Origin of the sequence: Flavobacterium terrisoli, assembly GCF_030167905.1 — a bacterium.
GTDB classification, from domain to species: domain Bacteria; phylum Bacteroidota; class Bacteroidia; order Flavobacteriales; family Flavobacteriaceae; genus Flavobacterium; species Flavobacterium terrisoli.
On sequence record NZ_JARGNA010000008.1, the window covers coordinates 268670 to 293314 of the forward strand.

Annotated in this window: 22 protein-coding genes, 1 tRNA gene and 1 rRNA gene; 13 read left to right on the plus strand and 11 right to left on the minus strand. The window is 39.0% G+C overall.

The genetic code is table 11. The features are described 5' to 3' along the window. The 4 genes from P1K33_RS13000 (at position 1) to P1K33_RS13015 (ending at position 6563) form a co-directional block, all read left to right on the plus strand. A complete protein-coding gene (locus P1K33_RS13000; protein WP_284653420.1) occupies positions 1-1101 on the plus strand; it encodes a hypothetical protein in 1101 nt (366 codons plus the stop codon). 35 nt (positions 1102-1136) lie between these two features. Beyond that, the gene (locus P1K33_RS13005; protein WP_284653421.1) at positions 1137-3167 is read left to right on the plus strand and encodes a CRTAC1 family protein; all 2031 of its coding nucleotides are present in this window, start codon (positions 1137-1139) and stop codon (positions 3165-3167) included. 163 nt (positions 3168-3330) lie between these two features. After that, complete coding sequence (locus P1K33_RS13010) at positions 3331-4455, plus strand: hypothetical protein (protein WP_284653422.1); 1125 nt, start codon at positions 3331-3333, stop codon at positions 4453-4455. A 50-nt stretch (positions 4456-4505) separates the two neighbouring features. Next, positions 4506-6563, plus strand: coding sequence for an FG-GAP-like repeat-containing protein (locus P1K33_RS13015; protein ID WP_284653423.1), 2058 nt, complete (start codon positions 4506-4508; stop codon positions 6561-6563). 69 nt (positions 6564-6632) lie between these two features. Here the strand turns inward: P1K33_RS13015 and P1K33_RS13020 are convergent, their stop codons facing one another. Together P1K33_RS13020 and P1K33_RS13025 are read right to left on the minus strand one after the other, a co-directional pair. Next, entirely contained in the window at positions 6633-7481 is an 849-nt protein-coding gene (locus tag P1K33_RS13020) for a DUF5777 family beta-barrel protein (RefSeq protein WP_284653424.1), read from the minus strand. 46 nt (positions 7482-7527) lie between these two features. Next, positions 7528-7920, minus strand: coding sequence for an OB-fold protein (locus tag P1K33_RS13025; protein ID WP_284653425.1), 393 nt, complete (start codon positions 7918-7920; stop codon positions 7528-7530). A 77-nt stretch (positions 7921-7997) separates the two neighbouring features. Between P1K33_RS13025 and P1K33_RS13030 the strand changes: the two genes are divergently transcribed. Continuing rightward, entirely contained in the window at positions 7998-8366 is a 369-nt protein-coding gene (locus tag P1K33_RS13030) for a hypothetical protein (protein WP_284653426.1), read from the plus strand. Between the two features lie 9 nt (positions 8367-8375). After that, entirely contained in the window at positions 8376-8912 is a 537-nt protein-coding gene (locus tag P1K33_RS13035) for a YceI family protein (RefSeq protein WP_284653427.1), read from the plus strand. 30 nt (positions 8913-8942) lie between these two features. Here P1K33_RS13035 and P1K33_RS13040 read toward each other — a convergent pair whose 3' ends face one another. The 3 genes from P1K33_RS13040 to P1K33_RS13050 are packed head-to-tail and all read right to left on the minus strand — an operon-like array spanning position 8943 to position 10869. Then, on the minus strand, positions 8943-9899 hold the full coding sequence (locus P1K33_RS13040) for an ion channel (protein ID WP_284653428.1): 957 nt from the start codon (positions 9897-9899) through the stop codon (positions 8943-8945). Next, entirely contained in the window at positions 9856-10410 is a 555-nt protein-coding gene (locus P1K33_RS13045; RefSeq protein ID WP_284653429.1) for a GNAT family N-acetyltransferase, read from the minus strand. Before P1K33_RS13045 ends, P1K33_RS13040 begins: the two co-directional genes overlap by 44 nt. Before the next feature lie 3 nt (positions 10411-10413). Next, positions 10414-10869 carry a DUF1801 domain-containing protein gene (locus P1K33_RS13050; protein ID WP_284653430.1) on the minus strand — a complete coding sequence of 152 codons (456 nt, stop codon included), beginning with the start codon at positions 10867-10869 and terminating at the stop codon, positions 10414-10416. Between the two features lie 71 nt (positions 10870-10940). On the opposite strand from P1K33_RS13050, the gene P1K33_RS13055 reads away from it, so the two are divergent. From P1K33_RS13055 to P1K33_RS13065, 3 genes are read left to right on the plus strand one after another with little or no spacing between them, the layout of a single operon-like run. Beyond that, entirely contained in the window at positions 10941-12008 is a 1068-nt protein-coding gene (locus P1K33_RS13055) for a DUF3667 domain-containing protein (protein ID WP_284653431.1), read from the plus strand. Between the two features lie 11 nt (positions 12009-12019). After that, complete coding sequence (locus P1K33_RS13060; protein WP_284653432.1) at positions 12020-13042, plus strand: M28 family metallopeptidase; 1023 nt, start codon at positions 12020-12022, stop codon at positions 13040-13042. A gap of 12 nt (positions 13043-13054) precedes the next feature. Continuing rightward, positions 13055-13630 (plus strand): hypothetical protein, encoded by a 576-nt coding sequence (locus P1K33_RS13065; RefSeq protein WP_284653433.1) that lies wholly within the window; start codon positions 13055-13057, stop codon positions 13628-13630. A 39-nt stretch (positions 13631-13669) separates the two neighbouring features. Here the strand turns inward: P1K33_RS13065 and P1K33_RS13070 are convergent, their stop codons facing one another. The 5 genes from P1K33_RS13070 to P1K33_RS13090 all read right to left on the minus strand — a co-directional run bounded on the left by P1K33_RS13070 (position 13670) and on the right by P1K33_RS13090 (position 17047). Continuing rightward, positions 13670-14095 carry a DUF1801 domain-containing protein gene (locus P1K33_RS13070; protein WP_284653434.1) on the minus strand — a complete coding sequence of 142 codons (426 nt, stop codon included), beginning with the start codon at positions 14093-14095 and terminating at the stop codon, positions 13670-13672. Positions 14096-14581: 486 nt separating this feature from the next. Continuing rightward, positions 14582-14657, minus strand: a tRNA-His gene (locus P1K33_RS13075). Between the two features lie 86 nt (positions 14658-14743). Next, positions 14744-15460: a bacillithiol biosynthesis deacetylase BshB1 gene (bshB1, locus tag P1K33_RS13080; RefSeq protein WP_284653435.1), complete on the minus strand. Its 717-nt coding sequence runs from the start codon at positions 15458-15460 to the stop codon at positions 14744-14746. A gap of 100 nt (positions 15461-15560) precedes the next feature. After that, positions 15561-16625: a chorismate-binding protein gene (locus tag P1K33_RS13085; RefSeq protein ID WP_284653436.1), complete on the minus strand. Its 1065-nt coding sequence runs from the start codon at positions 16623-16625 to the stop codon at positions 15561-15563. Continuing rightward, on the minus strand, positions 16622-17047 hold the full coding sequence (locus tag P1K33_RS13090; protein WP_284653437.1) for a PaaI family thioesterase: 426 nt from the start codon (positions 17045-17047) through the stop codon (positions 16622-16624). Before P1K33_RS13090 ends, P1K33_RS13085 begins: the two co-directional genes overlap by 4 nt. Positions 17048-17226: 179 nt before the next feature. On the opposite strand from P1K33_RS13090, the gene P1K33_RS13095 reads away from it, so the two are divergent. The 4 genes from P1K33_RS13095 (at position 17227) to P1K33_RS13110 (ending at position 24261) form a co-directional block, all read left to right on the plus strand. Next, complete coding sequence (locus P1K33_RS13095; protein WP_284653438.1) at positions 17227-18741, plus strand: hypothetical protein; 1515 nt, start codon at positions 17227-17229, stop codon at positions 18739-18741. Between the two features lie 115 nt (positions 18742-18856). Then, positions 18857-22519: a phosphoribosylformylglycinamidine synthase gene (gene purL, locus P1K33_RS13100; protein ID WP_284653439.1), complete on the plus strand. Its 3663-nt coding sequence runs from the start codon at positions 18857-18859 to the stop codon at positions 22517-22519. Between the two features lie 223 nt (positions 22520-22742). After that, positions 22743-23282, plus strand: a complete 540-nt coding sequence (locus P1K33_RS13105) for a carboxymuconolactone decarboxylase family protein (protein ID WP_284653440.1) — start codon at positions 22743-22745, stop codon at positions 23280-23282. 82 nt (positions 23283-23364) lie between these two features. Then, complete coding sequence (locus tag P1K33_RS13110; protein ID WP_284653441.1) at positions 23365-24261, plus strand: helix-turn-helix domain-containing protein; 897 nt, start codon at positions 23365-23367, stop codon at positions 24259-24261. Between the two features lie 260 nt (positions 24262-24521). Here the strand turns inward: P1K33_RS13110 and rrf are convergent. Further along, positions 24522-24631: ribosomal RNA gene (rrf, locus tag P1K33_RS13115) — 5S ribosomal RNA — on the minus strand. Between the last annotated feature and the right edge of the window lie 14 nt (positions 24632-24645).

Below are 24645 nucleotides of genomic sequence, written 5' to 3' on the forward strand. Positions count from 1 at the left end.
ATGAAAAAGCATTACATCCTACTTACACTTACAGTTTTATTTTTAAGCATTTTTATCGCCTGTTCTGACAACGATGATGAGTACACTCCTGTTTCTCCGGTTGTTGTAGATTTAACCTTGGTTCCTTACCCAAAGTTATCGGATTATCACTTTTTTGAAGGCGATATGACAGAACAAAATCCATCATTAAATGTAATTCCTTACGAACCTGCAAGTTCACTTTTTACGGATTATGCTTCGAAAAAGAGATTCATTTGGATGCCTGAAGGAGTGAAAGCCAATTATGTAGCCGACAATAAAATCCTGGATTTCCCTGTAGGAACCGTTTTAATAAAAACATTTTACTACACAACCATTCAGCCTGATGACAGCAAGCAAATGATTGAAACCAGGTTGATGATCAGACATGAAGATGGCTGGCATTTTTATGAATATTTATGGAACGATGAGCAAACCGATGCTGATTTAGTGATTGGAACTGATTTCGTCAACGGAAGTTCCAAAACCATTACTTTCAAAAAACCAAACAACGAGATTGTCACCACAGATTATAGAATTCCTTCCGATGCGGAGTGTTTCGCCTGTCATAAAATCAATGAAGTGGCCACGCCAATTGGAGTTAAACCACAAAACCTGAATCATAATTTCACCTTTAGTAACGGCAGCCAAAACCAATTGGCAAAATTGGTTCAACAAGGTTATTTGACAAGTTATCCATCTTCTATTACTTCTACTATAGATTATCATGATGCCTCACAGCCCTTAGATTTAAGGGTTCGTTCTTATATAGATGCCAATTGTGCACATTGCCATCAGGATGAAGCGCGTTGTTACTATCGTCCTGTGCGTTTTCCATTCAGCCAAACCAATGTAGATTCTAATATTGGGATTTGTTTGACAGCTGATGAACCGGTAGGAGCCAATCCTGTCTTAACAAAAGTGGTTTCTCCTGGTAATTACAGTAAATCGATCATACATTATAGAATCAGCACCAATGAAGAGAGCGAAAGAATGCCGTTATTAGGCAGAACCATTGTTCATGACGAAGGTGTTGAACTGATTGAGGAATGGATTTCTTCGTTAACACAAACCTGTAACTAAACTAAAACAATCTTATACCACATTAACCACAAATTATGAAAAAAACTTTACTTACAATCATTTTATTTTTTAGCATTTCTGCAGTCTTTGCACAGGCCACTTGTGCCACTGCAGCTACTGTTGCTATAAATTCAACGACATCAGCGCCTGCCTTTACTTTTGAAAGCGGAACTGCACCTACCAACTTATGTGGCTTAGGAAATGGCAGTGGCAGCAAAGGAAAATGGTACAAATTTACCGCAGTATCAAACATGAATGTTACCATTTCGACTGATTTACCTGTTAACAATAATCGTGACACTCGTCTTATTGTTTATACAGGAGATTGCACCGGATTGGTTTGTGTAGGTTCAAATGATGACTACAACGGGACAAATTCTTCACAAGTAACCTTTGCTGTTACAGCAGGAACAACTTATACTTTTGCTTTTGACAACAGATACAGTAATGGTGCTTTCTCCTTTACAGTTATGGAAGCTGCTCCATCAGCTCCGGACAGATTGTCCTTTACCTCACAGCCTGTAACCGGAATTGCCGGTGGATACAACAATTGTATAGTGGATATGAATGGAGATTACTTAGATGATATCGTATCTGCCATTGACAATACCAATTTGGCAATTACGTACCAACAGGCAAATGGTACATTCACAACAACGGCATTTACTGTTGCCAACACTACTGTGCAACCCTCTTGGAGTATTGCTGCCGGTGATTATGACGACAATGGTTACAATGACTTAATATACGGTTCAGGAAGCGGTGTTACCTTCTTAAAAGCCAACAATACCGGAACTGCCTTTACAACAGACAGAAAAACTCAAAGTTATTTGGTTCAACGCACCAATTTTGTTGATATCAACAACGACGGTTTGTTGGATGCTTTTGCTTGTGATGATAATGCTCCAAACAGATATTATCTTAATGACGGTACCAATTTGAACCATGTTCAAGGTGGTATTGGAGATTTTGCTTCAGGAGGAAATTATGCTTCAAACTGGATTGATTATGACAATGATGGAGATATCGATATGATGTTAGCCAAATGTGGTCAAGGTGGATCAGGTGTTGGAGGAAACATCAACCAATTACACCGAAACAACGGAAACGGAACTTATACGAATGTGGCTGCTGCTGCCAACATGGCTGACCCGGAACAAACTTGGTCATGTGCAGTAGGTGATTATAATAATGACGGATGGATGGACGTAATTGTTGGGGTAAACTCTGCTTCTGATGGTTATACCAATGTTAAAAAAAATAATGGTGACGGAACTTTTACTAGCGTAACTGCCGGTTCAGGTTATGACACTAACACTTGGTTAGGAAGAGAATATGTTGCTGCTGATTTTGACAATGATGGATTTCTTGATGTTTTAGGTTCAGGAAACAACATCATGTTTGGTGATGGTAATTTTCATTTTGTAGCCAATCCAAATTCGTATCAGCTCTCTACTGTTGACCGACCAATCGGTGATTTGAATAATGATGGATTTTTAGATATCCAAAACGGAAATAATGTATTGTTCAACAACGGAAACACAAACCGTTGGTTGAAAGTAAATCTTCACGGAATTCAAAGTAACAGAAACGGAATCGGAGCGCGTATTGAAATTTATGGCGCTTGGGGCAAACAAATCAGAGATGTTCAAAGCGGAACCGGATTCCAAAACATGAGTACCATCACGGCTCATTTTGGACTTGGACAGGAAACTGTAATTGACCAAGTAATCATCAGATGGCCATCAGGCGTTGTTGATACGGTTGTTAATCCGGCAAGTAATCAATCATTGCTTGTGGTTGAAGGTTCAACTTTAGGAGTTAATGAATTTACCACCAGCAATTTTAGCTTGTATCCGGTACCAGCCAGAAGCACCCTTACCATTTCTTCTGATAATTTAGTTTTCAAAAATGCTGATATTTTTGATTTAACCGGAAAAAAGGTTTTATCAACAAAATTAGAGACACCATCTATAAATGTTGAGTCTCTTTCAAAAGGAACTTATATCATCTTATTAATCGATGAGAGCAACAACCGATATACTCAAAAATTCATAAAGGAATAAACACTCTGTTGTTTATGAAAGACTCTATTTTTAGCTTAAAAATAGAGTCTTTTCTTTTTATTAACACATTAATATTTTGCAAAAAAAGAAATCGTATCCAAATAGTTACTAGATAGTTAAAAAAAAATTACTATTTTTGGTTTTGAATTTTTCACAGGAGTAAATGAAGAAAAATTATTTTATAAGCTTATTCATCTTAATCGTCATTTTTATTGTTGCTTGTTCAGAAAGCAACAGTGATGAATATGTGCCGGTTTCTCCTGTATCAGTTAATTTAGCACAAGTCCCCTATCTTAAATTATCAGATTATAAATTTTTTGAAGGAGAAATGAAAGAGCAAATTCCGGCTTTGAATGTGATTCCTTTCGCTCCGTCAAGTTCGCTTTTTTCTGATTATGCCCACAAAAAAAGATTCGTTTGGATGCCATCAGGGAGTAAGGCCACCTTTGTTGCTGACAACAAAGTTTTGGAGTTGCCTGTAGGTTCAGCCTTGATTAAAACATTTTATTATGATAATGTGCAGCCGGAAAATGTGACTCGTATCATTGAAACCCGGGTGATGATTCGCAAAGCAACAGGATGGATTTTTGCTAATTATGTATGGAATGCAGAACAAACAGAAGCCCTTTTGGATTTAGCAGGAAGTTATACTCCGGTTACATTTAAAGATGATAATAATAATACCCGAAGCGTAGATTACAGAATTCCATCGGAGGTACAATGTATGGTTTGCCATAAAAACAATGAGGTAATTGACAATGATGTAGTAATTACCTATATGCCAATTGGAATCAAACCTCAAAATTTGAATTACAATTACAATTATGGTTCTGTTTCAAAGAATCAATTAACCAAATGGGTAGAACAAAATTATCTGGACGCTAATTTTACTTATCCGACGGCAGAAAATACCACTATCAACTATAGTGATACTTCTAAGCCTTTAGAGTTAAGAGCCCGTTCTTATGTTGACATCAATTGTGCACATTGCCATCAGCACAACAGACATTGTGATTACAGGCCAATGCGATTTGCTTTTAGTGAAAGTGGCGCTGTGAATGGTCATACCAATATGGGTGTTTGTGTTCCTACAGCTGACATGCAGGAGTTTCCTTCGGCCTATAATACAATTGTAAAACCGGGAAGTACCGAACGTTCAATGATGTATTACCGAATCAACACCACTAATGAAGCCTACAGAATGCCGTTGCATGGAAGAACATTAATACACGATGAAGGCGTAGCGCTCATGGGAGAGTGGATCAACTCATTAACAACTTGTCCATAAAAAATAAATTTGATTAACCATAAATTCAATTAACAACTAAACTATTAATAATGAAAAAAATTACTCTTATTATTGCCTTGCTTTTTGTGGCTCAGTTCACAAAAGCGCAAGACAGTTGTAGTTCGGCAGTAGCTATTACTGCAGGTTTCCACGTGGTTGGGCCTATTAACGGGGCAGTTCCTACACCTTGTGAAGGTGGTGATGCAGTCGATACTGCAGGTGGCCGCATTCCGGGTGGAGAATGGTATGCCTATACGCCTACCCAAAACTACACTGTGACTATCTCCTCAGACATCGCTCAGAACAATCCCAGAGTTGACACACGTTTCCACGTTTATACCGGGGCAAATTGTTTTAGCTTAACTTGTTTTGGTGGAGATGATGATAGTGGTCTTAACTATTCATCAATTGATGTTTTTAACGTAACTGCAGGGACAACATACTATATTGCCTGGGATAACCGATGGTTGTCAAATGCTCAAAATGTTGGCTTTACTTTTCAACTGAGTGAAGCGGCTGTTGTAGTACCACCCGTTACACCTGTTACTTATACTTTACAAACTGTTGCTTCAATCAATAGTGGTTATAATATTTGTGTAGCCGATATGAATGGTGACCACCTGGATGATATCGCCGGGGTAAGCAACAACAATTTAAGAATTCACAACCAAGGTGCAGGAGGATCATTAACCGTAACGGATTTCCCAATTACAGGAACCAGTTTAATGCCTACCTGGAGTTTGGCTGCCGGTGACTATAACCGTGATGGTTTTAATGATTTGATTTTAGGAAGCAATGGCGGTATCTCAATTTGGAGATCAAATGGCGGAACAGGATATACCAGCATTACACCCGGGGAATATATTTTCTGCCAAAGAACCAATTTTGCTGACCTTAACAAGGATGGGAACTTAGATTTATTTTCTTGTCATGATATTGCACCTAATGTATATTATCTGAACGATGGTGCGGGCAATTTGACTTATTACCAATCAAACACTACTGCTGGATCAATGAATTTGAGTTCAGGAGGTGGAAATTATTCTACTTTGTTTACCGATTTTGACAATGATGGTGATACCGATGTATTCATTTCAAAATGTTCAGGACCACCGTGTCAAATGTTCAGATATGACGGAGGAAATGTATATACCAATGTTTCTGCCATAACAGGTGTAAATATTACACCTATCCAAACTTGGTCTTCAGGTATTGCTGATTTTGACAATGATGGCGATATGGATATTATCATTACCGCAAGTTCAGGAACCCACAAGTTTTTTAGAAACAATTTTGAAACTACAAATACTTTAAGTGCGTTTACCAACATAACCACAGGATCAGGATGGGATGCCAATGCGTCTACCAATATTGACAACATAGCTTATGATTTTGACAATGATGGTCGTGTTGACGTTTTAGGCGGTGGCAACAAAATCATGTTCAACCAAGGAAATAACGTTTTTGCTCCTGTAACTTATTCAGGAATTACTGTTGGTTCTGTAGGTGACTTAAACAATGATGGTTTCCTTGATATCTTAAACAACAATACGATTCGTTATGCAGTTCCAAATGGAAACAATTGGCTTAAAGTAGCGTTCCAAGGGATTCAAAGTAACAGAAACGGAATTGGCGCCAGAGTTGAGATTTATGGTACTTGGGGTAAACAAATCAGAGATGTACGTAGTGGTGAAGGATTCAGATACATGAGTTCACTAAATGTTCATTTCGGTATCGGAACTGCAACTGCTATCAACCAGGTAATTGTAAGATGGCCTTCAGGTATTGTTGATACTTACAACAATGTTACGCCAAACCAAACTTTATTTATAGTAGAAGGTGCTTCTTTAGCCAGCAATGCATTTGAAAACTCTGTATTTACAGTGTATCCAAACCCTGTGAAAAGCAACATCAACATTGCTCTAAATACCGCTAATCCGGTTGAATTTAAAGCAGCTACCATATTTGACTTAAACGGCAGAATGGTTCAACAATCAGCCGTTCAAAATCAAACCATTGTGGTTGACCAATTGGCTACCGGTACTTACATCCTGATGTTGACAGACGACCAAGGAAAAGATTACTCTCAAAAATTTGTTAAGGAATAACCCCTATTCTTTTATGCATAAAAAAAGTCCCGATTGAATCGGGACTTTTTGTTTTATATCAAATTGGTTTTAAAAAACCCTCAGCAGATTGAATCCGAAGAAGATATCGCCTCTCATCCAATCACCGGTAGAATGTCCTAAGAAACCTGTTTCATGAATGCCTTGAGAATTACTAAAGTGCATTTGGAAAACGTGACCTCCGGTTTCTAAATCAACTCCGATTGATAAAGGGTCTGTGCGAAACGGTGAGGTATCCGATCTGTTCAGATTGGCTGCATAATCCAGATTAACCGACCATCTTTTGGCAAATTTGTATCTTCCACCCATTGCAATGGCATATTGACTATTGTCCTGATTGTCATCAATTACAAAATTCTCATGGTAAAATGTTGGTGCCAATTCCAAAGACAAATTAGTATTCACTTTTCTGGACACCAACAATTGGGCAACATAAGCCAGTCTGTTTTCGAATTTCATCTCAGGGTAAATACTTTCTTTTAAAGTGTTGTCTATTGCCAAACTGGTGAAAGCGGCAATGGCTACCGGAAAACCATTTTTTTCCTGGGATTTGACCAAAAATTTACCCGAAAAGTCATAAGCCGGTTCGCTACGTGCAGCACTAACAGTCAACCAATCGGTAACACCATAAACAAATTTCAGTTGGGTTACCGCATTATCCAATCCATAAAAACCTTCGAAACCGTCTTTAATTGAACCAAATCGGTGGGCAACAATAAAATACAAATCACCTTTGGCCGCCAGCTTGGTAGATTCGATATTAACAATCTTTAAACCTTTAAACGCCGCTTCGACTTTATCTTTTTTGGTTCTAGCGCTGTCTTTGTCAATTTCATTTAACAAATCATCCTGGGCAAACATACCCAAAGGAAGTAATAACAATAATAATACTTTTTTCATGGCTTAATTACAATTTTATTGAACATAACAATTTTTAGCGTGACTATTATTCTACTTTGGTACACTGGTCCATTTGAATTTGATTCATTATATCACCGTCATATCCTACCAGTCGTCCTTTTAAAGTAATTGAATCCCCTACTTTACTGTCTTGGGAGAGTTTATCAGTAAATGTTGCGGAAAGATTTTCATCCACAGTTATAATATTGGCTTCGAAATCTATCTCAGATATTTTACCTTTGATGACTAACGTTTTATTAGAATATTTAGCATTCGCAGTGCCTTCATTGGTTTTAAATGCGCCAAAAACCTCTTGCACGGTAGTTGTAAAGGAAGCATCTTCTGTCGCAATATCTCGATGCTCCTGATATACGTATTTATAAACCCCAAACCCTACTACAACTAAAATAATTACCAAAATGAAAACCTTTTTCTTCATATTAACGTTAATTTAGAATTATACTATGTAAACTTAAGCCATTTTTTTTATTATTTTTATTGAAAAAAACTAAAATTATGAAAAAGCATTTCATTTTAATTTCATCATTTGTTCTCGGCACAGTTCTTGTCAGTAGCTGTACAAATGATTCCTCTGATGATTTATCAGGCAACATTGATCTCGATGAAGTTACTTATACGAATACAGTAAAAGCCATCATTGACAACAACTGTATTAGTTGCCACGCAGCAACGCCAATAAATGGAGCACCAATGTCATTAACCACATACGAAAATGTGAAGCAAGCGGTTCTGAACAGAGGCTTATTAGACCGAATTTCCAGAACACAAGGCGCACCGGGCATGATGCCAAACGGCGGAACGCGCTTACCGCAAGCTGTTATCGATAAGGTTCAGGCCTGGGCAAATAATGGATTAATCGAATAAACATTAATTATGAAAAAGATATTGTTTTTTAGCCTTTTATTAGTCTCGACGCAAAATTTTGCACAGAAACTAATTACCAAAACCGGAAAAGTAACTTTTGAAGCTTCAGTGCCCGCGTTTGAGGAAGTGAAAGCCAAAAATGACGCCGTAACCTGTATTTTGAATGCCGATACCGGAGAAATCGCAAGCTTAGCCTTGATGAAAGGATTTCGCTTTAAGGTAGCTTTGATGGAAGAACACTTCAATGAAAACTATGTTGAAAGTGATAAATATCCCAAAGCCACCTTCAAAGGAAAAATAGATAATTTTGACTTGGCAAAATTGACCGCAACAGCCAAAGACTATACCATCAAAGGGAAACTGGAACTCCATGGGAAAACGAAAGACATCACCGTAACTGCCAAAATAAAGAAATCGGATGCCGGAGTTGAAATTGACTCTAATTTTTCTGTCAACACCGATGATTTCGATATAGAAATCCCAAGTGTAGTCAGTAAGAAACTGACCAAGAAAGTCGCCGTAACTTTAGACGTTACGCTTAAATAAAAAAATCCCCTGATTACTCGGGGGATTTTTTTATAAAGCAACTTTTTCAAAGGCATTTAATTTGTCTATGTGCAAAACGGTTCGGTTGTCATCACTGCTTCTGGAAAACATCGGCAGGAATTTGGCACCAAAAACCACTTCGTTAAAGGAATAAGAAGTTCGTTTCACCACAGTCGTACTGAACATATCGTCAAATACTTTTAGATAAACCAGAATTTCTCCATTGGTATTTTTAAAATCCTCTTCGGTTAAATTATAAAACGGACTGCTTTCTGTTATCGGATGCACTAAAGTCCAACTCAAAGTCAAAGCGTTGATCTTGGACAATTCCAAATCGAGGTTATAAAATTTATTGACCAACTTTCCGTTTTCCTCAATGGTCATTCCCAATGTCATTTTGGCTTCCGCATCGGTCAGATTGGTATTTTTAAAAGGTGTCAAACGAATCATCAGTCCGGTTCCTTTACCAAACGGTGCGATCAACGCATTTTCCGAGAACATTAAAAAAGCTTTTGGCATACTGAATCTTCCATAGAACAAACCGGTAGCTATGGCAAAACTCAGCAAACCAAATAAAGCTTCAACTGCCGCCACAAAACTTGTCAAAAAGCCGCTCGGACTGATGTGGCCATAACCTACAGTCGTATAGGTTTGGATGCTAAAGAAAAAAGTCTGTCCAAATTTATCCCAAGCCGTCGAAGCTTCTATTCCTTTCAAATGCTCTACTCCAATCACATAATAAATACTGGCAAAACAGAAATTGACCACAAAGTAAAACAACACAATGATCAACATGAATTTCCAGCGTGGAATATTCACCATCGTGTGGTACCAACTGATGCTGTCAAAGAAACCAATCCCGGTTTTCTTGACATTGGCGTTACCGCTTTTGGTAATAAACCGGCCGCCATAACTGGTAGCATTGGCACCAAATCCGGTATTACTATCGGTTTTTGCCTTGCTGTTTATTTTTTTCAGAAACTCCATTTAGCTGTTTTTTAAGTATCGGTTTTTCCATCACATAATCATCCATGATATAACCTCGTCCAATATCAATCACTTCTTCCTTAACGATGTCAAACCCTAATCTCTGATAGAAATGCAGAGCAGGATTGTATTTATTGACATTCAGGAATACAGCGGTATTGTCCTGGATTTTGGCCTGAATCGTAATATAATCCAATAAAACTTTTCCAATGCCTTTTCCCTGTTGGGTTGAGAGTATATAAATTTTATGGATCTTGGTCTTATTCGTGGCATTGCAATCAAACTCATAAGACGCAAAACCAACCGGAATATCGCTTTCTTTGGCCAAAATAAAATGATGTTGCTTTTCATTCGCCTGCTCCTGAAGTGAGGCTTTGCTGTACATCATATCCATCATATAATCGAATTGGGCTTTGCTCAAAATTGAACCGTAGGTTTTAGGCCAAACTTCCTTGGCAATGGCTATGACATCCGTAAAATTCGGGTCGGTGTTATTTTCAATAACAATCATTACTTATTTATTAAAAGCGGATTCGTAGGTTTTAATCCAATTGTCGACAGAGACTTTTCGGGTCAATTCTGCAATCAATTCATAGGGAATGTCATCCATTTTTTTGAAACGAATACAACTTTTCCCCATGTCTAATTTATATTTGCAATGCTTGGCATATTCGGAAACAAACCAATCATGCAACGCCGGATTGGCATAAATGCCCATATGGTAGAGCGCCACAAAGCCTTTTTGTGAGGCAACCGACATAAATGGCAATGGCAATTTAGGATCACAATGATAGCCTTTTGGGTAAATGCTATGTGGTACCGAATAGCAAAGCATGCCATAACCTATGCCTTCCTTAAAGCCTTCCGGCAGATTATCGAGTATGGCTTTTCGCAATTTTTCAATGACCATTTTTCTGTCTTCAGGCAATTCATTGATATAGTCTTCTGTAGTGGTTGCTTTAGATTGCATGGTTTTGGATTTTGTTTCCCAAAAATAGAAATAATTTTATAGATTTACGTATTGATTTTTATTACAAAGTTATGTCCAAGAGTTCGCTGAGAAATGATAAAACGTGCTTAAACTGTCGTTACGTTGTTGAAAATAGATTCTGTCCCAATTGCGGACAGGAAAACACCGATACCCGAAAAACATTTCACCACCTTTTTGTACACTTTTTCGAAGACTTAACGCATTATGAAAATGCCTTTTGGAAAACCATCAGGAACTTATATTTCAAACCGGCTTCGCTGACCAAAGAATATCTTTCGGGGAAACGCCTCTCCTATTTGGCTCCGGTGCGTTTGTACATTTTTATCAGTTTTGTGACTTTCTTTCTTCTTTTTCTTTTCCCCAATGATATTGGCGACAGCGATGACTTGATAGACCTGAATCAAACCCAGACTATCCAAGTGCCAGATGGCCATGGCGGTGTTAAGGACAGCCTGATTTCTAAAACGAAAATAAAAATGGCCGACCTTATCAAAGCAAGAGAAAAAGAGCAAAGGGAAAAGAAACTTACCAATGCAGAACAAAACAAGGATTTCCTGTATTTTGGCTATGACAACCAGAGAGAGTTGGATTCGATGCAAAAATATGGGCCTGCAGCCGAAAGATTATCCGATTGGGAATATGATATTACCAAAAGGACACTGGCGATAAAGGCCAAATATACCCAACGGGAAATACTGACTAAGTTCCTAGAGGAAGCCAAGCGCAATTTCCCGAAAGTCCTGTTTATCTATATGCCGTTGTTTGCTCTTGTCCTGTGGCTGTTCCATGGCAAAAGACGTTGGTATTATTTTGATCACGGTATATTTACACTGCATTATTTTTCGTTTTTATTGTTGTCAGCATTATTGCTTTTCATCTTTAGGAAAATTATGGGTTGCTTTGTTGACAATACTTTCACCAGTGTCATTTCCTTTGTGGTCAATGCGGCCGGTTATATTTGGATGTTTTATTATTTCTTTCCGGCTCACCATCGTTTTTATGGCGAAACACGATTTATATCACTTCTAAAAAGTATGGCAATGTTCTTGATTAATGTTATTTTGATAACATTCATGTTGACTGCTTTTATGCTTTATACTTTTATCAATATTCATTAAATTCTGAAATCATGACAAAAAAAATAATCACACTATCGCTGCTCATCATGTTCTTTACCAGTTGCAGTGCCCAAAAATCGAGTGCTGGCAAAGCTTATGCAAGACCTGATCTCAGTGCTATTTCAACAGAAAGCCTGCGCACCAATCTGACCTATATTGCTTCCGACGAGACTGAAGGTCGTGAAACCGGCAGCGAAGGACAAAAAAAAGCCGGGAAATTCATGATTGATTTCTACAAAAGAAACGGGATTGCTTTTCCAACCGGCGCCAAAGATTATTACCAGCCGATTCCTGCTGCCTATCTGAATGAAAAATACAATGAAAACCTGGGCGACTCAGAGAACATTTGGGCCTTTATCGAAGGTTCTGAAAAGCCGGAGGAAATCGTGGTGATTTCGGCGCATTATGACCATGTGGGCATCAAAAGAGGCGAAATCTATAACGGTGCCGATGATGACGGTTCGGGAACAGTAGCCATTATGGAAATCGCAGCCGCTTTTCAAAAAGCCAAAAATGAAGGCCACGGTCCAAAGCGTTCCATCTTGATTCTTCACGTAACCGGTGAAGAACACGGTTTGCACGGTTCGCGTTTTTATTCGGAAAACCCTTTGTTTCCGTTAAAGAATACCGTAGCCGATGTCAATATCGATATGATTGGACGCCGCGATGATTTTCACAAAGACAGTAACAACTATGTGTATGTGATTGGTTCCGATTATTTATCTTCCGATTTGTACAACATCTGCGAAAACGCCAATAAGGAATTCACCCAACTGACCATTGATTACAAATACAACGACAAAAAAGACCCAAACCGTTTTTACTATCGTTCCGACCATTACAACTTTGCCAAAAACGGCATTCCATCGGTATTCCTGTTCAATGGAACGCATGCCGATTACCACAAACCGGGTGATGAAGTAAGCAAAATAGAATTTGATGCACTGACCAAACGCACGCAATATGCCTTTGCCATTGCCTGGGAAATTGCCAATAGGGATAAGAAATTGGTGGTGGATAAAAAAGATGAGTAATAAAACAACAATATGAAAGCAACTCTTGGGTATTTACTTTTATCAACAAGTCTTTTGATTTCACCTGACATTTCCATGTATGGTGTAAAAATCGGAGATGCAGAAAGTTCATTAAAAAAAATCAAATTAGAAGTCATCGCCAAAGAAGACAATATCACAAAGTACCGAACCGAAAACAACAATGATTTTTCTGTTACAACTAGTGATAAAAGGGTCGTTTATATGGAAAATGACTGGCTACAGGATTCAAAAAGCAAAAAACCACTATTTACTGATTTCGAATTTGGCTCAACTTCCTTACAGGACATCCGAAATACTTTTGGCAGCAATGGATTTACTTACAGAGCACGTGGAAGTTTTACAACCAAAACCGATGTCATTACTTTCAATTGTTATGAATTGGATTCTCCAAACAATGAAATACTGGTAGTGATTACAAAAGCGTCTTTAAAAGATAATCTTAATGAAGATAATATTGCCGAAAAATTAAAGCTGGATGCCATAATCATAGCAAACACAAATTATCTGGATGAAATTTGGGACAAAGAAAAAGTCTACGACCCAAAGAATATAAAAGTAAAACTATAAAAACAAAAAAGCCTCTATTCCCAGAGGCTTTTTATGCAATTATAGTTCTCGCTCAAACCTATCTTTTATGGCCGCTTTGAGTATTTCGAGATTGATATCCTTCAGGGCTTTGAACTTAATGCAATAGCCGGTTACGCTCGCTTTGCCTAAATTTTTTCCATAGGTATTGGCCAAATAAGCCTTATCCTCGATTCCCATGATATAAACCGAAATCCCGGTGGTGTTGGCGCTCAAACCAATTTGATAAAACTCCCTGGTTTTTCCATCTGCATATTTTATAGTGTAAAATCCATAGCCGATATTCGGATTGGAAACCGTTTTGCCTTCCTCATTTTTACCATCCAAAAACCACAATTTACAGTCTGGTTGTATTTCCTGAATGATACGATGCAAGGCTTCCATGTCGCTGCACTTCGACTCTGGCTGGCTCTTGATATAGGCTAAGATTTGATCTTGTATTTTCATATTATAGTTTTTTGTTAGCACTTGAACTTAGTAATTTCGGAATGGTAAAACCAAACTGGCTATAGAGTCAAACGGTTGTTGACAGAGGTCTTTAATGAAGAGTATTTATTAGCCTTTTGATTAATTCGCATGTTATTATTATAAAAACCACTCCCGTAATTAAATATAATCGCCACGAAAAGCTTCTATTATATAGATATGAATAATCTTCAGAACTGTTATCATAATCTCTTTCTTTAACTTTTCTATAGTTTCTATAGAACCAATATAACAGTGCAAGAAGAAATAATTCTATACCTATTAAGAGAAATATATTTTCGTCTTGAATAAATTTCGCTTGCTCCATTCTTTTCTGCGGTTTGGGTTAAAAATCTCTGCTAACTTACAGACTGTAACAAGTTGCCTCTCAAAGATAAAAAAATCCGGATAGTTTTAGGAAAGCATACAAACAAAAAAAGCCTCCATTACTGGAGGCTTTACAATTCTGGGTGAAAGACGGGTCTCGAACCCGCGACCTTCGGAACCACAATCCGACGCTCTAACCAACTGAGCTACAATCACCATTTAGCTTTCTAACTAGGTATAGTTACTTTTGCGAGTGCAAATATAGTGCAAAAGTTAACTCTTGCAAACATTCTTTTTACTTTTTTAAATCAAATCGGATAAGCTGTTGACAGCCACATACCTTTCAACGGTGAAACCTTCGGCATATTCCACACCAACCAATCTTCCGAAGTCCTGAGAGCGATAGTGAATGCTTTCCAAAAAGTTTTTGGTCGCAATCGGTGTTACCGGTTCGTTGGAGTTTTCAGAATAAAACTGAGAGCTGTAAGCCAAAATAGACGCTTCTTTTTTATCGATAAAATCCGTAATGTCCACCACAAAATCGGGCTCGATGTTTTTCCATTGGATATAATGATAGACTACTTTTGGTCGCCACGCTTCCTGGGTTTCATCTTCGTGTGTCGTTTCAATCTTTCTCAATCCCGATAAGAAACAGGCGTCCGAAACCAGTTTGCTGCCTTTGCCATGATCGATATGACGGTCATCCACAGCGTTGCAGATTACGATTTCGGGTTTGTATTTTCGGATGCGTTTGATGATTTCCATTTGGTGTGCTTCATCATTGACAAAAAATCCATCGCGCATGTCGAGGTTTTCACGAACTGAAATTCCTAAAATTTCGGCAGCCAGTTTGGATTCCTTATTTCTAATTTCCACCGAACCACGCGTTCCGAGTTCGCCACGCGTCAAATCGATAATGCCGACTTTTTTCCCAAGGGAAACTTCTTTGGCTATGGTGCCGGAGCATCCTAATTCAACGTCATCGGGATGTGCTCCAAAAGCAAGTATATCTAGTTTCATATTTTACTATTATTATATTACGAACTAAAGTTCGTGTACCTGAAGCCCACTGGGCTTCCTCCTCTTAATCTCAAATACTTTGAGTTGACAAAAATACAACTTACACTATAGATTTTTTCATCGTCATCGATTTATTCACCGTTTCCATAAATTCATCCTCAGGAACGCTGTCTTTGGTAATACCGCAACCGATGAACAATTCGGCCGTATCGCCTATTATTTTCATACAGCGCAAATTGACAAACAAATCGGATTGTTCGGTTCGAAATGTCGCCAAATCGATATTCAATTCGCCTAGGAAACCCGAATAATATTCGCGGTCGTAGCTTTCATTTTTGAGGATAAAGGCTCTGGCTGCTTCTTTGGGCAAGCCACAAACGGCAGATGTTGGATGTAATGCCGTGATGATTTCCCCTTTGGCTTTTTTGGATTTAATCGTCGCCGCAATATCGGTTTTGATGTGCCATAAATTCCCGGCTTTCACCGAGTACGGACTCGAAACCGTCATTTCACTGACTTTATCCTGTAAACCGGTCGTGATGAATTCGGTCACCAAACGCTGTTCTTCGATTTCCTTTTCATGCCAGGAAACGGTTTCAGCATTAGTGGCAATTTGCGTTCCGGCCAAAGCCACGGTTTGTAATGATCTTTGGTTGATTTTGAGGAATTGTTCGGGTGTTGCACCCATCCACATTCCTATTTTGGGATGGTAAAAACAATATTTAAACGCAGTCGGATAAAACGCAATGAGCTTTTTTAAAACCAACTCCAAATTGAAATGGTGAACATCAACCTGTTCTTTTCGGGATAAAACCACTTTTTCAAAAGCACCTTTATTAATCGCATCAATGCCTCTTTGTACCAGGTTTTCAAAGACTATTTTAGCAGTTTGATCAATGACAGGCGAAATATTATTGGGAACCAAATAATCTTTCACGTTAATCATTTCCACATAAACATCCGATTCTTTCTGAGGAATATACGGAATCAAATCGGCCTCAAATGGCGCAAAAACAAAACCTTTGGCGGCAAAATCATCCAGAAAATAGAGATGGTCATTTTTTTGGAACAAACCAACCATTCTATCCGAATTGGGTTTCGCATAGAGTACAAAAGGCAATTGCTGCCCCAAATGCGTTCTGACTTTGATGAATAAATCGGTCATGATCTTCTGGGTAAAATCATGTTGGTCAACTTACAAAGCGAGATGAGTTTGTCGTTCTCATCGGTGATTTTAATTTCCCAAAGGTGAATGCTTCGGCCCTGGTGAATGATTCTGGCGGTACAATAAACCGTTCCTTCGCGTTTGCTTTTTAAATGATTGGCAGAAATTTCTATGCCGCGGACTTCCTGTTTGTCTGTATTGATAAACATCAGCGAAGCCGCACTGCCAACGCTCTCCGCTAAAGCGACCGTTGCGCCGCCGTGTAACAATCCCATCGGTTGGTGTACTCTGGAATTGACCGGCATTTTGGCTGTTAAAAATCCTTCTCCGGCATCGATGTATTCTATCTCTAAGGTTTGCATCAAAGTGTTGTTACACCATTCATTGCATAACTGGAGTACTTTTTCTTTATCAAATGTCATAGCTTCTTTTTGAGACTATAAAATTACTACTTATTTCCCACAACAAAAACACCAATTAAAAAATGAAAATACTAAAAGTCCTTTTTTATCGTTATTAGTAAAGTCAATCTTCAAATTTTCAAATTGGCCTATTTTCAAATTAAACTTTAATACTTACATTTACAAAAATTCATATATCAATGCGCAAAATTATTATCCTTTTTATTGTTGGTTTAGCCATCTCCGTGAGTTCATGCCGTGAAGACTTTGAGTTTGAACCTAGCACAGGCAACCTGACTTTCTCTAAAGACACTGTTTATCTGGATACCGTATTTACCAATATCGGTTCGAGTACTTATTCTTTGAAAGTATATAATAAAAGCGATAAAGACATCAAGATTCCAACGATACAATTAGGAAGAGGCCAAGCTTCCAAATACCGCATGACCGTTGACGGAATGATTGGTGACAATAACCGAATCTTCCACAATGTTGAATTATTGGCCAAAGACAGTTTGTACATCTTTATTGAAGTGACTTCTGATGTGGCTTCTGCGAATCCTACTGATTTCCTATATACCGATCAAATTCAGTTTGACAGTGGCGATAATTTCCAAAAAGTGGAATTGGTTACGCTGATTCAGGATGCTTATTTTTTATATCCTAAAAAATTTGCCGATGGCACTACCGAAACCTTGCCGATTGGCGATGAGGAAGTGTATGGATTTTATTTAGACCATAGTGATCCGGTTAATGGCGATGAATATGTTTGGGGTAATGACAAGCCTTATGTCATCTATGGATATGGCGCAGTGCCCAATGGCGAAACGCTCAATGTCCAACCCGGAGCGCGAATCCATTTTCACGCCGATTCAGGTTTGATTGTTGGCAATGGCGCAACCTTAAAAATAAACGGTCAATTATCGACAACCGAAGCTTTGGAAAACGAAGTCATTTTTGAAGGCGACCGTTTGGAACCGGACTTTTCAGATGTTCCGGGACAATGGGGAACGATTTGGCTGACCGATGGTAGTACCAATAATGAAATCAATCATTTGACACTTAAAAACGCCGTTGTCGGTTTGCTCATTGACCACAATGACGGCACAACAACCACTATTAAAAACACCCAAATTTATAACTGTTCGAATATTGGAATTTATGCCAAAACCGCAAAAATAAGCGGTGAAAACCTGGTAATCAACTATGCCGGAGAAGCAGCGCTTGCCTGTACGCTGGGCGGAAGTTATGAATTCAAGCATTGTACCTTCAACAACAACTGGTCGAGTTCACGACAAGTGGCCGTTTTACTGAACAATTATTACAAAGACGAAGCCGGTACACCTTTCCCTTTTGCTTTAGACCAAGCCGATTTTAAAAACTGTATCATTTATGGCAGTAACTCTTATGAGTTGACCCTGGATCCTAATGATTCAGTTGCTTTCAATTATTCGTTTACCAAATGTGTAATCAAATTCGGAAGCAGTACCAATCCGCTTTACAGTTGGATTTTCAATAATCCTGAGATTAGAAGAAATGAAAATCCTGATTTTTTAGATGTACAAAATAACAAATTGAATATTGGTGAAGCCTCGTTAGCTCGTGACTTTGGTGATGATGTTGGCGTTCCGACCGATATTTTGGGAATAACCAGAATCCCAACCAATGGTTTGTACGATGTGGGTGCCTATCAGCATGAAATTTTTCCCGATTAATTTCTCCAAACCAATTTTAGGTTTCATTTTTTTAGCCTAAATTTGCACCTACAACAACTAACACCCGAGGCGTAGCCGAATTGTATGGAGCGCAGCGGAATAAAATAACAACACAATGATTCATTTCTTCGGAAACGAAAGTAATACCGTTTTTGCCGTGCAAGCGCAAAACGAACTTTCGGCAGAAACTATCTCAAAATTAAACTGGCTTTTTAACAACGCACATAAAATAGAAAAATCCGTCCTGACGGATTTTTTTGTTGGTCCACGTGCCGCTATGGTTACGCCTTGGAGCACGAATGCTGTTGAAATAACCCAAAATATGGGCATCGAAGGCATCATCAGAATTGAGGAATTCGAAAAAGTTGCGACAAACTTTACTGATTTTGATCCAATGTTGTCGCAGAAATACAGCGAGCTAACTCAGGATATTTTCACCATCAACATCCAACCGGAACCGATTCTGGAAATCGATGATATTGATGCTTATAACAAACAGGAAGGTTTGGCATTGAGTTCGGAAGAAGTAGAATATCTGAATGGCGTGGCGAAGAAAATTGGTCGAAAACTAACCGATTCAGAAGTTTTTGGTTTTTCTCAAGCCAACTCAGAGCACTGCCGTCATAAAATCTTCAACGGAACTTTTGTAATTGATGGTCAGGAAAAAGAAACTTCACTTTTCAAGTTAATCAAAAAAACATCCGCCGAAAATCCAAACGATATTGTTTCGGCTTATAAAGATAATGTGGCTTTTGTCAAAGGTCCTAGAGTGACACAGTTCGCTCCAAAAAGCGCCGACAAACCTGATTTTTACGAAACCAAAGAATTTGATTCGGTGATTTCACTAAAAGCGGAAACACATAACTTTCCAACTACTGTTGAACCATTTAATGGTGCGGCTACCGGTTCGGGTGGAGAAATTCGCGATAGATTAGCTGGCGGACAAGGTTCGTTGCCATTGGCAGGAACAGCGGTTTACATGACGGCTTATTCCCGTTTGAAGGCCGACCGTTCGTATGAAACCAATGGAATGCCGGAAAGAAAATGGTTGTATCAAACCCCGATGGATATTTTAATCAAAGCATCTAACGGTGCTTCTGATTTTGGAAATAAATTTGGGCAACCGCTAATTACCGGTTCGGTTTTGACCTTTGAACACGAAGAAGAGAATAGAAAGCTAGGCTACGACAAAGTAATCATGCAGGCTGGTGGCATTGGCTACGGAAAATTAGACCAATCGATCAAAAAGAAACCAACTGCCGGAGACAAAATCGTTATCCTTGGTGGAGAAAATTATAGAATCGGAATGGGCGGCGCTGCCGTTTCTTCGGCAGATACCGGTGCTTTTGGTTCGGGAATTGAACTAAATGCCATCCAACGTTCCAATCCTGAAATGCAAAAACGTGCGGCCAATGCCATTCGTGGTTTGGTTGAAAGCGATAACAATCCAATTGTTTCCATTCACGATCACGGTGCGGGTGGCCATTTGAACTGTCTTTCCGAATTGGTGGAAGAAACCGGTGGTTTGATTGATTTAGACAAATTGCCTGTGGGTGATCCAACGCTCTCTGCAAAGGAGATCATTGGTAACGAATCCCAGGAAAGAATGGGGTTGGTGATTGGCCAAAAAGATATTGATACTTTACAACGCATCGCCGACAGAGAACGTTCTCCGATGTATCAGGTGGGTGATGTAACCGATAACAAACGCTTTACTTTTGAAAGTCAAACCAAAGGTGACAAGCCTATGGATTTCGCTTTGGAAGACATGTTTGGCAGTTCGCCAAAAACCATCATGGCGGACAAAACCATCAAAAGGAATTATACCGATTTAGACTATAGCGCAGTTTATCTTCAGGACTATTTAAGAGACGTTTTGAAACTGGAAGCTGTTGCCTGTAAGGACTGGTTGACCAATAAAGTCGACCGTTGCGTAGGCGGACGCGTTGCCAAACAACAATGTGCCGGACCATTACAATTACCATTGAATAATGTGGGTGTGATGGCTTTGGATTTTAACGGAAAAGAAGGCATTGCGACTTCGATTGGTCACGCTCCTATTTCGGCCTTAATCGACCCAAAAGCAGGAAGCAGAAATGCAATTGCCGAAGCGTTGTCAAATATTGTTTTCGCGCCGTTAAAAGACAATTTAAAAAGCGTTTCCCTGTCAGCCAACTGGATGTGGGCTTGTAAAAATGAAGGCGAAGATGCCCGTTTATACGAAGCAGTTCAGGCTTGTTCTGATTTTGCCATCGAATTGGGAATCAATATTCCAACCGGAAAAGATTCCTTATCGATGAAACAAAAATACCCGAATGACGAAGTGATTGCGCCGGGAACGGTGATTATTTCTGCTGCCGGAAATTGTTCCAATATTACTAAAGTAGTGGAACCTGTTCTGCAAAGAAAAGGCGGTTCCATTTATTATATCAATTTGTCGCAAGACGATTTCAAATTGGGCGGAAGTTCATTTGCCCAAACCCAAAATAAAATTGGTTCGGAAACCCCAACCATCAAAGATGCGGCTTTCTTCAAAAAAGCTTTTAACACGGTTCAAGACTTAATCAAAGACCGACAAATATTGGCCGGACATGACATCGGAAGCGGTGGTTTGATTACAACTTTATTGGAAATGTGTTTTGCAGATGTGAATTTAGGAGCGGAAATTTCGTTTCATTCATTTAGTGAAAATGATATCGTTAAAATCCTTTTTGCTGAAAATATCGGTTTGGTTTTACAGGCCAAAGACGATGCTGTCTTTGAAAAGGCATTAAGCGGATTAGAATATTTCAAATTGGGAACTGTGGTTGAAAGTGATACGCTTGAAGTAGTCCATAATTCGGGACTTACTGTTTTCAGCATTCCATCTTTAAGAGATGATTGGTTTGAAACCTCTTACCTACTCGATCAAAAACAAAGCAAAAATGGTAAAGCATTAGAACGTTTTGAAAATTTTGCCCGTCAGCCATTACATTATCAATTTCCTGCTCATTTTACAGGGTTAAAACCGGTGATTGATAATTCAAAACCACGACCAAAAGCAGCCATCATCCGCGAAAAAGGAAGCAATTCCGAGCGTGAAATGGCGAACGCCATGTACTTGGCCGGTTTTGACGTGAAAGATGTTCACATGACCGATTTAATTTCGGGAAGAGAAAACTTAGAAGACATTCAATTTATTGGAGCCGTTGGTGGTTTCTCTAATTCGGATGTTTTGGGTTCGGCCAAAGGTTGGGCCGGTGCTTTTAAATACAACGAAAAAGCCAACAATGCGTTGAAAAACTTCTTCAAAAGAGAAGACACTTTATCGGTTGGAATCTGTAACGGTTGCCAATTGTTCATGGAATTGGAATTGATCAATCCGGAGCACGAAATCCATGGCAAAATGCAACACAATGAAAGCTCCAAACACGAAAGTATATTCACTTCGGTAAAAGTACAGGAAAACCATTCGGTAATGCTGAAAACTTTAGCCGGGACGACTCTTGGTGTTTGGGTATCACATGGTGAAGGTAAGTTCAAATTGCCTTACGAGGAAAGTAAGTACAACATTGTTGCCAAATATGGATACGAAGGTTATCCTGCCAATCCAAACGGTTCCGATTACAACACCGCCATGATGTGTGATACTACCGGAAGACATTTGGTGATGATGCCGCATATTGAGCGTTCCGCGTTTCCATGGCATTGGGCACATTATCCAAATGGCAAAAAAGATGAAGTTTCTCCTTGGATTGAAGCTTTTGTCAATGCCAGAGAATGGATTGAGAAAAAATAACACGCTTCGTATATAAAAAAAACCCGCTCCTATGAGTGGTTTTTTTTATGGGCGCATCTCGTTCCAAGAACGAGACCAGGCTGTCCGCATTACGCGGTAATTTGCTCCCATCCTTTGCGCAGGGAAAATTGTCCATCACAAAGCGTCATTCCTCCATTTCCTGAAAAGAGAAACCGTTGCAACTTTGTACCGTCAATAAGACATAACTTAAAAACATAAAAAAATGACACGTTTACAAGCTTTAAATCCAGACACAGCAACAGGAAAAACAAAAGAATTATTCAATGCCGTTCAAGGCAAATTAGGTTTAGTCCCTAATATGATGCGCACCATGGGCAACTCTGATGCCGTATTAGAAGGCTATCTTAATCTAAGCGGTGCCTTATCCAAGGGAAAACTAGGCGGACGCACCGGCGAACTGATTGCCTTAGCCGTTTCCGAAAGCAATGACTGCCACTATTGTTTGGCTGCCCATACTTTTATCGGGGAAAAATTATTAAAAACCGACGCTTCAGTTTTAGAAGCTGCCCGATTAGGAGAATCAACTGATGGCAAAACCCAAGCCATATTATCATTGGCCAAAGTATTAATCAGTAAAAACGGTCGCGTAAATGACCAGGATATCAATAACACCAAAAATGCCGGGGTAACCGATGCCGAAATTGCCGAAACCATAGCGCACGTAGCTTTGAATGTTTTGACCAACTATTTCAACAATACCGCCAATACCGAAGTTGATTTTCCGGTAGTTGCTGCATTATAAACTTTTACTACATCAAAAAGGCAGTCACGAGTTAGACTGCCTTTTTTGCTTTAAGCCAATACTAAAAATTATATATTTGTATATGATATCTCCACAACACGCACTAACGCTGACCAATCCGCAAAACGGAAACTTAGCTTTCAAGGTTTTTAATTTTGAAGACAACAACCATTTTGACCATATCCAGCGCAATAATTATTACTCTCTTATTTGGGTTAAAAAAGGAACAGGAAAAATCAAAGCCGATTTTTCAGCTTATGATTTTAGTGAAAACACTTTGTTGGCCTTTTCACCCTATCAGCCGTTCATGATATGCAGTCTCGAAACCATCGAAGGCATTGCGATTCACTTTCACCCGGATTTTTATTGCATCCACATGCACCAAAAAGAAGTTTCCTGCAACGGCGTTTTATTCAACAATATCTATCAGCCGCCCTATACCAACATCGATGACACTACTGCAGCTACTTTAAATTTGATTATTGGGCAAATCAAAAGTGAAATGATTCGTCCGGAGCTGGCACAATACGAATTGCTTGTTTCGTATCTTAAGGTTCTTTTGATTACGGCATCCCGACTCAAAACAGAACAATTACAGGAGCAAACGGCAGGTATTCCTAATACCAAAGAACCTATCATTCTTCAAAATCTGAAAGACGCCATAGAAGAAAATTTCAAAACAAAACATTCCCCAAGCCATTATGCCGATCACTTGAATATTTCAGCGAAAGCCTTGGCCAAACTCACCAAAACCTATTTCAACAAAACACTAACCGATTTAATCTCGGAGCGCATTATCATAGAAGCTAAGAGAGAATTGTATCTAACCAACAAAGCCGTAAAAGAAATTGCATACGAGTTAGGTTACGATGACGAACATTATTTTAGCCGATTTTTCAAGACCAATGCCGATGTCTCACCACAACTTTATAGGGATACTGTCGGATTTGCCAAACAAACACCGCTTACCGGTATTTAATTTGGGCGCGCCCCTTTGGGTCGGGCTGTCCGCACTACATGGTAGATTATTCCCATCCCTCGCGCTATAAAACAAAAACCCTATCCAAATAAATGAACAGGGTTTTTATAAAAAAGGAAAGCCCTTCACTTTGTGAAGGGCTTTCTAAAAAAAAGTCGGCGACATAAAACCGAATGTCCACTGGACATTCTCCTCTTAATATCAAATGCCGAACCGCTTAAAAACAAAAAACCCTGTTCGTTAGAACAGGGTTTCTAAAAAAAAGGCGGCGACATACTCTCCCACATAACTGCAGTACCATCTGCGCAGTCGGGCTTAACTTCTCTGTTCGGAATGGGAAGAGGTGAGCCCCGACGCAATAACCACCTTAAGCTGGTTTGCAAC

What these genes read in the sequence shown, in the direction of transcription:
- P1K33_RS13040 (WP_284653428.1), bottom strand. Translation starts at nt 9,899, where the DNA reads ATGGAGTTTCTGAAAAAAATAAACAGCAAGGCAAAAACCGATAGTAAT.
- P1K33_RS13045 (WP_284653429.1), bottom strand. Translation starts at nt 10,410, where the DNA reads ATGATTGTTATTGAAAATAACACCGACCCGAATTTTACGGATGTCATA.
- P1K33_RS13020 (WP_284653424.1), bottom strand. Translation starts at nt 7,481, where the DNA reads ATGAAAAAAGTATTATTATTGTTATTACTTCCTTTGGGTATGTTTGCC.
- purL (WP_284653439.1), top strand. Translation starts at nt 18,857, where the DNA reads ATGATTCATTTCTTCGGAAACGAAAGTAATACCGTTTTTGCCGTGCAA.
- P1K33_RS13005 (WP_284653421.1), top strand. Translation starts at nt 1,137, where the DNA reads ATGAAAAAAACTTTACTTACAATCATTTTATTTTTTAGCATTTCTGCA.
- P1K33_RS13000 (WP_284653420.1), top strand. Translation starts at nt 1, where the DNA reads ATGAAAAAGCATTACATCCTACTTACACTTACAGTTTTATTTTTAAGC.
- P1K33_RS13025 (WP_284653425.1), bottom strand. Translation starts at nt 7,920, where the DNA reads ATGAAGAAAAAGGTTTTCATTTTGGTAATTATTTTAGTTGTAGTAGGG.
- P1K33_RS13050 (WP_284653430.1), bottom strand. Translation starts at nt 10,869, where the DNA reads ATGCAATCTAAAGCAACCACTACAGAAGACTATATCAATGAATTGCCT.
- P1K33_RS13110 (WP_284653441.1), top strand. Translation starts at nt 23,365, where the DNA reads ATGATATCTCCACAACACGCACTAACGCTGACCAATCCGCAAAACGGA.
- P1K33_RS13015 (WP_284653423.1), top strand. Translation starts at nt 4,506, where the DNA reads ATGAAAAAAATTACTCTTATTATTGCCTTGCTTTTTGTGGCTCAGTTC.
- P1K33_RS13095 (WP_284653438.1), top strand. Translation starts at nt 17,227, where the DNA reads ATGCGCAAAATTATTATCCTTTTTATTGTTGGTTTAGCCATCTCCGTG.
- P1K33_RS13030 (WP_284653426.1), top strand. Translation starts at nt 7,998, where the DNA reads ATGAAAAAGCATTTCATTTTAATTTCATCATTTGTTCTCGGCACAGTT.
- P1K33_RS13060 (WP_284653432.1), top strand. Translation starts at nt 12,020, where the DNA reads ATGACAAAAAAAATAATCACACTATCGCTGCTCATCATGTTCTTTACC.
- P1K33_RS13010 (WP_284653422.1), top strand. Translation starts at nt 3,331, where the DNA reads ATGAAGAAAAATTATTTTATAAGCTTATTCATCTTAATCGTCATTTTT.
- P1K33_RS13035 (WP_284653427.1), top strand. Translation starts at nt 8,376, where the DNA reads ATGAAAAAGATATTGTTTTTTAGCCTTTTATTAGTCTCGACGCAAAAT.
- P1K33_RS13105 (WP_284653440.1), top strand. Translation starts at nt 22,743, where the DNA reads ATGACACGTTTACAAGCTTTAAATCCAGACACAGCAACAGGAAAAACA.
- P1K33_RS13085 (WP_284653436.1), bottom strand. Translation starts at nt 16,625, where the DNA reads ATGACCGATTTATTCATCAAAGTCAGAACGCATTTGGGGCAGCAATTG.
- P1K33_RS13055 (WP_284653431.1), top strand. Translation starts at nt 10,941, where the DNA reads ATGTCCAAGAGTTCGCTGAGAAATGATAAAACGTGCTTAAACTGTCGT.
- P1K33_RS13065 (WP_284653433.1), top strand. Translation starts at nt 13,055, where the DNA reads ATGAAAGCAACTCTTGGGTATTTACTTTTATCAACAAGTCTTTTGATT.
- P1K33_RS13090 (WP_284653437.1), bottom strand. Translation starts at nt 17,047, where the DNA reads ATGACATTTGATAAAGAAAAAGTACTCCAGTTATGCAATGAATGGTGT.
- P1K33_RS13070 (WP_284653434.1), bottom strand. Translation starts at nt 14,095, where the DNA reads ATGAAAATACAAGATCAAATCTTAGCCTATATCAAGAGCCAGCCAGAG.
- bshB1 (WP_284653435.1), bottom strand. Translation starts at nt 15,460, where the DNA reads ATGAAACTAGATATACTTGCTTTTGGAGCACATCCCGATGACGTTGAA.